Source organism: Persicobacter psychrovividus (assembly GCF_036492425.1).
In the GTDB taxonomy this organism is placed as follows: domain Bacteria; phylum Bacteroidota; class Bacteroidia; order Cytophagales; family Cyclobacteriaceae; genus Persicobacter; species Persicobacter psychrovividus.
Window position 1 is genome coordinate 102,504 of the sequence record NZ_AP025296.1, and the last position, 12,599, is coordinate 115,102.

General features: G+C 45.0%; 9 protein-coding genes. 3 read left to right on the forward strand and 6 right to left on the reverse strand.

Annotated features, from left to right (window positions below; all coding sequences use genetic code 11):
• Positions 1–417 precede the first annotated feature (417 nt).
• Both AABK40_RS20705 and AABK40_RS20710 read left to right on the forward strand, forming a co-directional pair.
• Complete coding sequence (locus AABK40_RS20705; protein ID WP_338399175.1) at positions 418–1,629, forward strand: Lcl C-terminal domain-containing protein; 1,212 nt, start codon at positions 418–420, stop codon at positions 1,627–1,629.
• Positions 1,630–1,842: 213 nt separating this feature from the next.
• Positions 1,843–2,472: a hypothetical protein gene (locus AABK40_RS20710; protein ID WP_338399176.1), complete on the forward strand. Its 630-nt coding sequence runs from the start codon at positions 1,843–1,845 to the stop codon at positions 2,470–2,472.
• A 574-nt stretch (positions 2,473–3,046) separates the two neighbouring features.
• Here the strand turns inward: AABK40_RS20710 and AABK40_RS20715 are convergent.
• The 3 genes from AABK40_RS20715 to AABK40_RS20725 all read right to left on the reverse strand — a co-directional run bounded on the left by AABK40_RS20715 (position 3,047) and on the right by AABK40_RS20725 (position 7,143).
• Entirely contained in the window at positions 3,047–4,582 is a 1,536-nt protein-coding gene (locus tag AABK40_RS20715) for a M20 family peptidase (protein ID WP_338399177.1), read from the reverse strand.
• 335 nt (positions 4,583–4,917) lie between these two features.
• A complete protein-coding gene (locus tag AABK40_RS20720; protein WP_338399178.1) occupies positions 4,918–6,138 on the reverse strand; it encodes a DcaP family trimeric outer membrane transporter in 1,221 nt (406 codons plus the stop codon).
• 30 nt (positions 6,139–6,168) lie between these two features.
• The gene (locus tag AABK40_RS20725) at positions 6,169–7,143 is read right to left on the reverse strand and encodes a hypothetical protein (RefSeq protein ID WP_338399179.1); all 975 of its coding nucleotides are present in this window, start codon (positions 7,141–7,143) and stop codon (positions 6,169–6,171) included.
• A 425-nt stretch (positions 7,144–7,568) separates the two neighbouring features.
• Between AABK40_RS20725 and AABK40_RS20730 the strand changes: the two genes are divergently transcribed.
• The gene (locus AABK40_RS20730) at positions 7,569–8,570 is read left to right on the forward strand and encodes a helix-turn-helix domain-containing protein (RefSeq protein ID WP_338399180.1); all 1,002 of its coding nucleotides are present in this window, start codon (positions 7,569–7,571) and stop codon (positions 8,568–8,570) included.
• Between the two features lie 102 nt (positions 8,571–8,672).
• Here AABK40_RS20730 and AABK40_RS20735 read toward each other — a convergent pair whose 3' ends face one another.
• The 3 genes from AABK40_RS20735 to AABK40_RS20745 form a co-directional block, all read right to left on the reverse strand.
• Positions 8,673–10,247 carry an endo-1,4-beta-xylanase gene (locus AABK40_RS20735; RefSeq protein ID WP_338399181.1) on the reverse strand — a complete coding sequence of 525 codons (1,575 nt, stop codon included), beginning with the start codon at positions 10,245–10,247 and terminating at the stop codon, positions 8,673–8,675.
• 424 nt (positions 10,248–10,671) lie between these two features.
• Positions 10,672–10,911, reverse strand: a complete 240-nt coding sequence (locus AABK40_RS20740; RefSeq protein ID WP_338399182.1) for a hypothetical protein — start codon at positions 10,909–10,911, stop codon at positions 10,672–10,674.
• A gap of 27 nt (positions 10,912–10,938) precedes the next feature.
• Positions 10,939–12,462, reverse strand: coding sequence for an aldehyde dehydrogenase family protein (locus AABK40_RS20745; RefSeq protein WP_338399183.1), 1,524 nt, complete (start codon positions 12,460–12,462; stop codon positions 10,939–10,941).
• Positions 12,463–12,599 lie beyond the last annotated feature (137 nt).

A 12,599-nucleotide genomic window follows, 5' to 3' on the forward strand; every position in this document is an offset into this window, starting at 1 on the left:
TATTGCCTTTGTGGTCTTTAAATGTTTATGTTTCCAATAAATTTCCGCATTTGAATCCGAGAAAAGGCGCCTGCTGATCGGCGCCATTTGGAAGGGTGAAAAGTTAAGTGGTTATCCTGTAGGGACGTTATTTTTAATGACTAACTCAATGCTGATTTAAGACATTTATACCCGTGGATTTATTCGTTAAGCATGGCTTTTGATAAGTATTTTTTAGATCACGACGTAAATGCTCCCCACTCAAAAGGCAGAACAGCTTTGTTGTTGCGGTCGGAGCAGTTTGGAGTTAGGGTGATTCAGTAGACCAAGGCAAGAGGCTGTTTTTATTGCTATAAATTTAGGAAGGCCGTTAAACCATGGTGGTGTATTAGCATCTAAAGGTTAAATCAACCATTTAATTTAACCGCTATGTTAAAGATGCCAGTTTTTTTTACCGCCAGCTTATTTATTTTATTTGCCTGTCAAAGTAATACCATTGTGGTCCCTGAAGAACCAGATGTTCCCACGCCTGAAATCAAGGTGAGTTACCCTATCGTTGATACTCGTATTACAGATTTTTATACTGACCTCGATCTTGTAAGTGAAATATCGTTTGGGGCACCATTTTATGGTCAGGATGCGCACTATCAGGGGCATTCGCCAACATATACCAACAATGGGGATGGGACGGTCAGTGATCGGGTTACTGGACTGATGTGGGCAAAATCAATGGGAGCGAAAATGACTTTCACAGAGGCCTTTACTTTTGCTGAAAATGCCTCACTTGGGGGGTATCAGGATTGGCGGGTGCCAACGCTGAAGGAGTTGTATTCCCTGATGCTGTTTGATGGGATGGTTTCTGGGCAGCATGCTATTACCCCTTTTATTGATACGGATTATTTTGATCAGCCATTAGGCGATACCGAAATTGGAGAGCGTGAAATTGATGCACAGACGTGGTCATCGAATCAGTACGTAGGCAAAACAATGAATGGCGATGAAACCATCTTTGGGGTTAATTTTGTAGATGGGAGAATCAAGGGATATCCACTGAAATCGAAAGCGACAGGAGAGGAAAACAAAATGTATGTCAGGCTGGTGCGGTCGAATCCTGACTATGGAAAAAATCAGTTGGTTGATAATGGCGATGGGACGGTCAGTGATTTAGCTACTGGATTAATGTGGCAACAGGCAGATGATGGACAGGGGCGAGATTGGGAGCAGGCGCTGGCTTATGCGGAATCTCTTACGCTTGCAGGGCATGACAACTGGCGCCTTCCCAACGCCAAGGAGTTGCAAAGTATTGTAGATTATTCCCGATCACCACAGACTTCAGCCTCCGCAGCTATTGACCCTATCTTCGAAATTTCGTCCATCACTGATCCAGAAGGTAACAGTGGTCATTATCCTTTCTTTTGGACGAGCACCACACATTTGGATGGCGTGAATCCATATGCCTCAGCAGTGTACATTGCTTTTGGCGAGGGACAGGGGCAGATGCACGGTCAGTTGATGGATGTGCATGGTGCCGGCTGCCAGCGTAGCGATCCCAAAAGTGGTTCTTTGGCCGATTATCCTCAGTATTTTGGCCCACAAGGGGATGTTCGGTATGTATTCAACTATGTCCGCTGTGTTCGCGATATTGAATAACAGACTTTTACGGCTGCTCATTTTGGGCAGCCTTTTTTGATGGCTATTGATATTTGGATCATTTTCAAATATATAAGATATTGTAATTGGCAGCCACTTCAATAAGTTCAGCAGTAAATAAAAGCACTTGCTGTGCCAAATTGTTGTTGTCGTATTCACCAGTGGAAATGACTTTTTGCTGATGAAATCTCCCGATATTTGAAGATTTAGAAAATGAAAATAGACCATGAATTTAAGGAAGCGCTGCGCAATCTTCCACAAAAAGAGAAAGACAAATTAATCCTACGTTTGTTGCGCAAGGATCCCATGCTGATGAAGCGGTTGTATTTTGAGTTGGTCAGCACCGACACTGTTGAGGAGGCTCGTTCCGAGGTCGAAGCGATGGTGATCAAAAAGGTCGCTTATGAAACGGATTCTTTTTACAGCCCCGGCTATTTAATGATGGGGATGCGGGATATCAGCGGTATGATTACCGATCATGTGAAGCAAACCAAAGACAAATACGGTGAAATACGACTGAATTTGGTGATGCTCACAGAAAGCTTAAATGGCAATTTAGTGCATATAGAAGGGTTTTCCCCGAGCAGGGTTTCCAAGCTGTGCATATATATCGTTGCGCGGACGTACAAAATTTTATGTCTGATAAAAAGTCTGCACGATGATTATCAACTCGATTTTAATGAGCAATTGATGGCGCTCGGTAGCCTGATAAGCAGCAGTGATAAACTAATGCGGACCAGCATTCACCACGGGCTGGATGTCAACTGGTTGCTGATGGCAGAAATTCCCGAAGATATTATCGAAATACATAAACAAATTCGGGCAAACGGCTATTTGCGGTAGTTGTAGGTTTGCTAAGGAAAATGAATTTTCCCTCCGCAATTAAATATGGCCAATGATTCAGGTACAAAAAAAAGCAGTCCTAAAAGGACTGCTTTATAATAGTATTGATTTTAACCATTTAAAATGATTTAAATAAAACGTTATGTAAAAAAAATCGCTCTTCAGTCAAACAAAAAAATATATACTGAAAAAAAATAAACTGTCATTAACAACTACATGGTCAACAACCAAAAAAATGTGTTTCAAAGTAACCGTTGTTCCCTTTCCACATTTTAAAGGTCGTACTTTTTTTTGAAAGATGCAACAGATACGGCAAAAAAAGCGCAAAAAAAGGCATCTAATTTATCATTATTAAAAAATAGACCTATTTAAATGCAAAAAATCAATTATTAGGGGGCATTTTCGTGCGATTTACCTTGATTGAGTACAATTGCTCCTTTTTACATACTTTTCTTCATTTTTTTAAAGTTTATAGCATTAAAAAAGGCCACACCTATTGGTGCGGCCTTCGTGGGGTGTGGTAAGTGTCTACTGTTTAAGTAGTGTGGTGATTATGATCTTTTGTTTCTGGTGTTTACAGGTGGTTTTCCAAAACTTCGAGGTTGTTGAAAATCTGGTAGAAGAAGCCGATGGATTTGGCATATTCATCTACAAGGATACGCTCATTTACACCGTGGAAACCTTTGAACTCGGTGGTTGATTCAAGCTGAATCGCCGTGATGGTATATACATCGGGGGCAAAATCTTTGGCCTGGAAGTGTTTTGAGTCTGATCCGCCGACCACAAAGAATGGTGATACGATCAAGTCATTACCCCAGATCTGACGGATGGTTTTTTCAAGGGCTTCATATCCTTTACCGGTAGGGTCGGCAATGTTTGTTGCCGGTGTGGATGCCGAAATATCACGGATGGTGATGCGGTCATCTTTGATGGCTTTTCTGATGTGTTCAATGATCACCTCTGGGGTGTCGCCTGGCATCGGGCGGAAGTTCACCACAGCAGTGGCCGTAGGCGGCAATACGTTGTCTTTGATTCCGGCATTGAACATTGTGGTGGCAATGGTGGTATGAAGCATCGCTCTTGTAACTTCATTTTTGGACATTTCATCGATAAACTCCTCTTCCATTGGCGTTACTTCACCGTCTTTCCCAAAAGCTACCGCTGCATAAAGTGGCTGTTTCTTTTCATCAAGTTCCGGTCCCATATAACGGTACTGGTGACGTACGGCAGGGTGAATTTTGTAAGGGAACTGTGCTTCCTCAAGCTTGGTGATGGCTGTGGCCAAAATACCAATGTTGGATTCTTCCGGTGGCATAGAAGAGTGCCCACCGATACCGTTGATTTCCAGCTCAAGACTGATAAACCCTTTTTGAGCAATACCGATCAAAGCCGTATTGTCTTTAATGCCCGGGAAAATTCCTGGTGTCAGTGGTGCAGACTCATCCATTACATAAGCAAATCTTTTGATGCCCCGCTGCTCCAGCACATCAGCAATATGTTTGGCGCCTTCATTTCCGCCCACTTCTTCATCCTGTCCGAAAACAAAATACATGGTTCGTGTTGGCTGCCATCCTTCTTTCAATCTCATTTCTGCGGCCTCAAGAATGGCGTGAATCTGGTTTTTATCATCCAGCACCCCACGTCCCCAGATATAGCCGTCTTTCACTGCACCCGAGAAAGGGTCTTCTTTCCACTGATCCCTTGAGTCTTCCGGCACAGGAACAACATCCTGATGGGCGTAAAACAATGCCGGCTCCAGACTTGGGTCGCTGCCTTCCCAGGTGTAAAGCAAGCTGTAAGGGCGCGGGTTACCGAGCAGTTCCCTTTTCAGATGCTTGTGCACATTCGGATAAGATTCCTTGATAAATGCATGGTAATCATCAAATGCCTGGGTATCAAAATCCTCACGGTCCTGATTGGAGATGGTCTTGAACTGCACGGCTTTCGACAGTCGGTCCACGGCTCCATCAAGATCAACATCAACGGTAATCTGCTCAATGCCCTGCATCTGCATGGAAGTGAAGTTTTTCAGCTCGCCATCCTGGGCGAAAGATGCCTTGGCGCTGGTCAGCAACACGAAGGCGGATAGAAGAAGATGTTTGATTTTCATATTTTTATTGTTTTGATCGATGTATTTTTTTTATTCCCAGGAGATAAGCGATTGTCGTTATCCCCTGATGACCTTACAAATATGCAAGCTTTCTCTGGTAGTTTGTTTGCATGTTCAGTTCAAGCTTTTGCATAAAATCGGCAAACAGATTTTTTATTATTTATTGCCCTGAAAAAGGCTATTCAATTTTTCAAATGGGCAGCTATAAAACTTACTATCGCCTCCATAAATTGAATCATCTGTCGCGAGACTCCGTCTCGTGACTTAATCATGACCCGGTTCCATGACTTGCTCATGACTTAATCTCGCAACAAACTGATCGCATTAACATTTGATCAGAAGGCATATTTAATCATCACCTGCCAGCGGGAGGCATGTCCTTTGGCGCCGTCCAGATTGGCCACATTTCCCCATCCGTATTCCACACCGGTGGTGGTTTGCTTGTCAATATTCCAGATCAGGTTGGCGTGCCCCATCAGTCCGGTGTTCAGCGTCGGCTCCTCACGTTCCGCAAGCTCGCCCCTTTTCAGGTAGGCCACCGCCACATTTGCCGATACTTTCTGCGTGATTTTGTATCCGCCACCAAGGGCCAAAGTAATGGCTTCTTCGGTGTCGAGAGTACCGTCAGGGTTCAGTACTGCCCCCTGATCCGTTCCGCCGAAAATAAGAATCTGATTGGTGAGTCCTTTATTATAAGCCGCGTGCCAGGTACCAAAAAGGCGGTCCGTGATCATCTGCCGGCCATTGAAAACCAGCCCATAACCTATCGCTGTGGCGTTGGGTCCCTCTTTGAGACCATACCATCTGACCTGCTGCATTTGTCCGCCGAACATCATCATGCTGCCATCTTTTTTGTTGTTGGTAATGCGGGCAGAGAGCAGTGGCATCACCGGCATGGTTTCTCCGGCGAGCTCATAGGGGTTGTAAATACCACCCAGGCTCGGCATTTCGAGTGCCACACCATACTGCCAGGTTTTGTAGAAATTCTGCTCGTAGCGCACCTGCATCGACCGTCCGCCGAACAGGGCATCACCTGCCGAGAAATCCATGATGAAAGGGAAAACCCGTAGATCCGAAAGGTTGGTCCAGGTTTGTCCGATCAGCAGGTTGCCGTATTTCACAAAAGCATGACGCAAACGCGGCACCCCGGCATGCAAAGACTCATCGAAGAAATCAAACTCCATGAAAAATTTCAGGTCCTTGCCCAGGCTTGTTTTCCTGCGGATATCAAAGTTGAAACGGGTTTCACGAAGGTGCATATTGAAGAACGGCCCGGCATTGGCTGCAGGCGTTCCGTGTACGGGTATCTGCCCCATGAGCAACTGATTCCGGCTTCCTGCCCCGGTGAGGTCGTAAATGGCATCCAGACGGAAATACCCGCCAAATTTCATGTACATATCCGTACCGGGCAATTTCCATGCACCAGGGAAGTTGGTCGTCATCACGCTGTCTTCCTCGGAACCCCTGAGGTTGTGGAAGTTATTTTGCGCGGCCACATTTTGCTGCAAACCAAACAGCAGCAATAAGCTCAGGGCAAGTTTGAAAATATTTGACATTATTGATCGTGATAGATGTTCGAAATTAAATTACCAGGGCAATGGAATTACTGGTGCAATCTGGAATCTGATTTGTCCTTTCGGGCCAAAACCTTCCGGCGCGGCCACATAGTGCCAGTACTGCACACTCAGTCGGATCGGCATCTTGCCAATGCGTGTTACCTTGTTGACCCCCGTTCCGACCGGCAGGGTCAGGCGGCTGCCCTTCGCTCCATTGTGGTTGTAGGCAAAGGTGGGTTGCCCCTGAATTTGCCATCCATTTTTCAGGTTTACCGTGTAGAAATACTGACCCGCAGTGATGCTCGCCCGCTCGCCGTTCATCGAGGCAGGCAACATTGGGCTACCCATTCCGGCGCTCATGGCCAAGCCCATATTCAGCGGCGAATGCATGCCCATCTGAGTGGCTTCCACAGGATCGAGGGTATTCAAACTCCAGGCGTGGTTGATCATCACACCGGCAACCCCCCATTTGAAAATCTGTGCGACCATAAACTCAGGCCCCATGGTGGTGAATTTCGAACGGAGTTGCTCATCCGTAGCCGTAGGGAAGCCCCCAAACACCCCGGCAATGGTAATCGTTTTTGACGGCCAGGTTTTCCCGATGGCGATATCAGCACTGATATTCCCAAGGTTAACCCCTTTTTGCTCGAAGCCTCCATCGCCATAAATCGGCTGACTGATCACCAATGGAATAAGCGGACGCACGAAAAGGTTAAGTCCCGGCGACAACGGAATCGGGAGGCTCGGCTGAAAATTGGCCACCACACCAAACTGCTGATTGGCCCCATTGAGGGTACCGCTGTATTGAATAAAATCTATGGGAACGGCGAAAGTTCCGAGCGTAGTGTTCGGGTTGGCCAGCTCCTTGGCAATTCGCTCTTCATCGTTGTCTTGCGACTCCGCAGCTTCCTCCTGGGCCATGGCCGGCATGCTCAGTAACAGGGCGGTCAGCAGAAAGAAACCACCGCGCAAAAGCTTATTAAATTTGATTGTAGATAGATTCATGCTTCATGTATTTTTTGGATGAGTATTGGGAATCGGGAAAAAATGATCCTCTGTTTTATTTTGTATCTCCCGCCTTCCGACCTTACAAAGGTGCATGATTCCGGTGGTTTCTTGTTTGCACGTTCAATGCAAGAATTTGCATGTTATCGTCAAAAGAGTAATTGGGGCAATTACCGGCATAAAACCCGCTTTAAGGATGATTAAGGCCGATATTTACGTCAGTCCATTGTATTTCATCGTTTGATGATTCATTTTTGATATAAAAATAATTATATTTATCAAGTTGATTTGTACCGTTTAGAATCCCCTTATCAATGAACTGATTTTCTTTTGATGAATATTAAACAGGGCACGGATAATTGGGCATCTTGATTATATTGTTAATTTTGGGGTAAAATATTTTTGATAAGCATTTTCGCCCATCCATGTCAACACATCAGTCCCCTCAAAAAACAACAGCATTAACGATTAGATTCAGTCAAATAGATTCCGAAATCAACTTGAAAAAATTGGCCGATGAGTTACAGGGCGATTGGGATGGGAGGGAGCTTCATGTCGATTCAGCACAAATCAAACTCAATGTCAAAAGTTATAAGTACATGGATGATATTTTTGTAGAGTTATGTGAAATGGAAACGATTAATGTTTGCCATTTTTTCCATGCTCCAAAAATTGACAGTGAATATATTTTTGTCCGTGTGGGGTTTTCCGGAGTGATTTTAAACCTTGAGGGAGGGAATGATTTTGACAGTAACGGCATCTTTATGTACAGTTCGAATCAGCAATTTGAAATTGAATACCCGGCGGGTGTTAAAGCACGCTGGCTGACGATCAAGTACCCGAGGCGTTTGTACAATATGTTTGGCCTGGATAAGGACTTCGGATTGAAGGAGCAAATGACCAGAGACAATATTCCATGGATCTATTATTTTCCGCTGGATCACGAGGTTGAGGAGTACGTGAAAACCATGTTTATGGCCGGAAAGACAGGAAATGGGCGTTATTCAACCCCTTTTTCCCGATCGATTGATATTCTGGGTGCTATTAAGGAAAAATTTCAGCTGGATGCTGCAGAGGGAACACCGGACAGGATTCATCCGGATGACTTCAATAAAATTATTACCATCAAAAATCAGATTCTTTTGCGCATGGATCATGCTCCGCGGCTTGAAGAACTCAGCATGGAGCATGGCATGAGTGTGTCAAAGCTCAACCGCTTGTTTAAAAGTATTTTTAAGCATCCAGTGCTTAAATTTTACAACTTGCAGAAGATTGAGGAAGTGCGCAGGAAAGTGCAGCATTCTGCAGATACCCTAAGCGATATTGCCGAAGATATGGGCTTCAGTCATGTGGCGCACATGAGTCGGGTGTTTAAAAAACACTATGGTTATCCGCCTTCAGATTTACGCAAGATAAATGCTTTTTAAATAAAATGGCCTGCCGATAGAAATTGTATTTTTCTTCTTCGGCAGGCCTTTTCTTTTGCGCATGATTAAAAGTGAGTTTTCTACTCCAAAATCAATACCTTATCAGGGGTTTATCGGACCTGATTGATGGGCTGTTCTGTGTTCTGCATAGCCCATAATGGTTTTTATTGCTGACCGCTGCACAAGTCCCTGCTCGGTAGTTATTTCAAGCTGCAGTCGGTTTTCTCCTGTAATGCAGCCGGCCCAAGTGAATTCTACCTGTTGTTTGCTGTTGGCTTTTTCAAACTGACGCCTGGCCACGGGGTAGCCATTCACCAATAGCTGTATGGTTTTTATAGGGTCCTGAGATTTGCCTTTGGCAACCACTTGCAACGGTGTATGGGGGGCACGGTAATCGGGGAAATCAGAAGTAAAATTGATTGTTGGGCTTTTGAGATGAACATCAGCAAAGTCAACCCTGAGCTCGGTATCATCAAGAAGCTGCTTTACCGGATAAATTTTGGATTTACCCTGATGGGTAACGATAATATCATAATCGCCCTTAAATACGGAAAAGGAGTCGGCAGTACCTGCTGGTACATAAGTCAGGTCGGTGCGCCATTGGCCATGCACCAGATCATAATAGGCTTTTCCACTTTCTTTCAGGTCCCAGTTGGCTTTATAAATTGCCCCACTGTCCCTCCATTGGTTACCATCCCAGGCACCCCAAAGGGTAAATCCGGTCATGAGTGGTTCCGCAAAACAGAGGTAAAGCACCCGCTCCATTGCCGTATACGAGCTGTCGGCCATGTCGAATTCAGTAACATGCATGGGAATACCATGAAGGGAAACTTCGTCGATTCTGCGTTGAATTTCCTGTGCATCGGGCATCGGGCCATAAAAATGCCCCTGCATTCCGATCACATCTACGGTGCCTTTGGCCGCTAAAAACTCCTGGAGGTATTTACCGAATTCCAGGTGGAAGTCATTACCGTTTTGGATCAGGTGAAACTCGTTGATCACCAATGGTAAATTTGGTGCTTTTGCCTTGGCATAATTGTACCAGTTGGCACGCTCTTGGGCAAAATTTTCCACCTTCAGAATATCTTTCACAATTTTGTCCTCATGCACAGGTTCATTGACCAGGTCGAGCTCATAAACGTCATCTGCCAGGGCTTCCAACTGATTATCAATATGTGCATAAATTTGACGGCGGATATCGGCAGTATCAGTCATCTGCAACAGCGTTTTCGGTACCGCATTGTATTTCGTGCTTTCCCAGATCGTGCCATGCCCCCTGTTGTCTACCTGGTTATTCCTGAGCCATTGCCGAAGTTCCCGATAAGTTTCTCGGCGGGCAGGTTTATTCCATGCAATCCATTTTCCTGTATTTTCAACGGTAATCGAGTTGAAATTCAGCAGATGATGGTAGTAAGGGTGGTCGGCACCAAGGGCAGCGCCTTGTGCTGTAAGTTTTTGAATCTGCTTGATATTGGCCGTTGATCCCCAGCGAAAGGCCTGCTTTTTTTGGCGGATTTGAATGCTGTAATCCCCAGAGGAGGGGATGTTTTCCGCCTGAATTTTAAGCGATGCTTTTCGGTGTTTTTCAATTTTTGCTTCGGCATCATTGCGCCATTGCTGTGCTTTCGCTGAATAAACACAGACGCTTAGGCACAGACTCAGAAAAAAGTATTTCATTAGCTTAAAAAAAGGTAAGTGAAGAGTAATACAACAATATTCCTCAGGTGCGGGTGAACCAAATGATATAACGGTCATCATTTGCTCCTGATCGTTGACTATCGCTGTCCGGAACGTTTTACTGAAATTGGACTGCTCAGCCTTTGCCTGATAGCATATTGATTGATTTAATATGGTGCGTGTTTAAAAATTGATCATTCTTCTGCAAATTCGGATTATCGCAATTGATTTTGAATCATTGATTACTTCTACAATGCGCTAATTTTTCGTTGCGAATTTTAAGTTTTGAACACGGCCTAATCGACGCTTTACGCCCGAAAAATTCGCATTGCAATTAAACACGCATTTATAAAAGCGGGCAAAAGGAAATTACCCTATATTCCTGCGGTAAAATGTACCAAAATTCGCGTTTTGGGATAGAATGTCAGCAAAGGAAATCGTCGATAGGAAGAGAGTGCTCTGATTTTTTTAGGTCGAAGAGTAGAGGGAAACTGCCGATTGGCATAAGGCGCGGAAAGCTCATGACTGAAGTGTTGAGGCGGCCAAGGAGAAGGATTTCAGTTTGAACATCCAGCCAATCTTTTAATGGGCGAATTAATGAGCAAAGACCAAACCTGTTTTTGTGGCAATAGACCTTAAAAGTAAAAACACCTTCGGCGATCATGCGGAAGGTGTTTTTTGGATTTTGATTTTAAAACAGGCCAGTGGCTTGCTTGTCATAGGAAATGAGCATATTCTTCACCTGTCGGTAATGGTTGAGCATCATTTTATGGGTTTCACGGCCAATTCCCGATTTTTTATAGCCACCAAAAGGCGCGTGTGCAGGGTAGGCATGATAACAATTGACCCATACACGACCTGCCTTTATGGCTCTGGAAATTTGGTAGGCCTGGTGGGTGTCGCGTGTCCAGACCCCAGCGCCCAGCCCATAGGCCGTATCGTTGGCAATTGCTATCGCTTCGGCTTCATCCTTAAAAGTGGTTACGCAAACCACGGGGCCGAAAATTTCCTCCTGAAATACGCGCATCTTATTATTGCCTTTCAGGATGGTAGGCTGAATATAAAAGCCGCCCTCAAGGCCCTGCTGAATTGCAGGTCCACCACCGGTTAAAATTTCACAGCCTTCCTCTTTTGCCAGGTCAAGGTAGGAAAGAATTTTATGATACTGTTCCTCAGAAGCCTGTGCGCCCATCATGGTTTCAGGATCGAGCGGATGTCCAATTTTTATGGCTTTGGTGCGTTCAATCACCCGCTCAATAAATGCATCATAGATATTCTCCTGTACCAGAATTCTCGAAGGGCAGGTACATACCTCTCCCTGATTGAGGGCAAACATGACGGCGCCTTCAATACATTTATCAAAAAATTCATCGTCGGCCTCCATAATACTGCTGAAGAACACATTGGGAGATTTTCCGCCGAGCTCAAGGGTAACAGGAGTAATATTTTTTGAGGCATATTCCATAATGGCCTGCCCCGTGGTGGTTTCCCCGGTGAATGCCACTTTATTGACGCGCGAACAGCAGGCCAATGGCTTGCCGGCCTCAAGACCGAAACCATTCACAATGTTAAGCACACCTTTGGGCAATAGATGCTGAATTAATTCAACAAAAACCAATATACCCACTGGGGTTTGTTCCGCAGGTTTTAAAATCACACAATTTCCTGCTGCAAGGGCCGGTGCCAATTTCCATACGGCCATCAGGATGGGGAAATTCCAGGGGATAATTTGCGCCACAACTCCCAGAGGTTCGAGAATATTGAGGGAAACAGTTGAAGCGTCGATCTCAGTGGCTGTTCCTTCTTCCGCCCGGATCACTCCTGCAAAGTAGCGGAAATGATCGATGGCAAGGGGAATATCAGCAGCCAGGGTTTCTCGTACCGCCTTACCGTTGTCCCACGTTTCCACTTTTGCGAGCTTCTCGGCATTGGCTTCCATGAGGTCGGCAATTTTGAGCAAAATATTGCTCCGTTCTGTGGCAGAACTATTGTTCCACTGCGGAGCGGCTTCCCAAGCAGCATCGACCGCCTTGTTCACATCAGCTTCCGACGACCTCGCCACCTTTGTAAATACCTGCCCATCTACTGGTGATCGATTTTCGAAATACTGCCCATCAGCAGGGGCAAGCCATTGGCCACCTATAAAATTTTCATACTGATTTTTAAAAGTTGGTTTCTCGTAAGTGCGGCTGGCACTTGTTGCTACATTGCTCATAATTTGGGTTTTAGTTTGAAAAATGGTGGCGATAGGTGTCGCCTATTGTTTGTCTTTAATCAAGTTAAAATTTTTGGAAGGATAAATTTTTGAACTATTCAGCCAAAAACCGGCACTATTCGATCAAAGAGTATGGA

Bases quoted from the DNA above. Each gene is read 5' to 3' on its own strand.
- AABK40_RS20705 (WP_338399175.1), top strand. From the start codon at position 418: ATGCCAGTTTTTTTTACCGCCAGCTTATTTATTTTATTTGCCTGTCAA.
- AABK40_RS20710 (WP_338399176.1), top strand. From the start codon at position 1,843: ATGAAAATAGACCATGAATTTAAGGAAGCGCTGCGCAATCTTCCACAA.
- AABK40_RS20715 (WP_338399177.1), bottom strand. From the start codon at position 4,582: ATGAAAATCAAACATCTTCTTCTATCCGCCTTCGTGTTGCTGACCAGC.
- AABK40_RS20720 (WP_338399178.1), bottom strand. From the start codon at position 6,138: ATGTCAAATATTTTCAAACTTGCCCTGAGCTTATTGCTGCTGTTTGGT.
- AABK40_RS20725 (WP_338399179.1), bottom strand. From the start codon at position 7,143: ATGAATCTATCTACAATCAAATTTAATAAGCTTTTGCGCGGTGGTTTC.
- AABK40_RS20730 (WP_338399180.1), top strand. From the start codon at position 7,569: ATGTCAACACATCAGTCCCCTCAAAAAACAACAGCATTAACGATTAGA.
- AABK40_RS20735 (WP_338399181.1), bottom strand. From the start codon at position 10,247: ATGAAATACTTTTTTCTGAGTCTGTGCCTAAGCGTCTGTGTTTATTCA.
- AABK40_RS20740 (WP_338399182.1), bottom strand. From the start codon at position 10,911: ATGATCGCCGAAGGTGTTTTTACTTTTAAGGTCTATTGCCACAAAAAC.
- AABK40_RS20745 (WP_338399183.1), bottom strand. From the start codon at position 12,462: ATGAGCAATGTAGCAACAAGTGCCAGCCGCACTTACGAGAAACCAACT.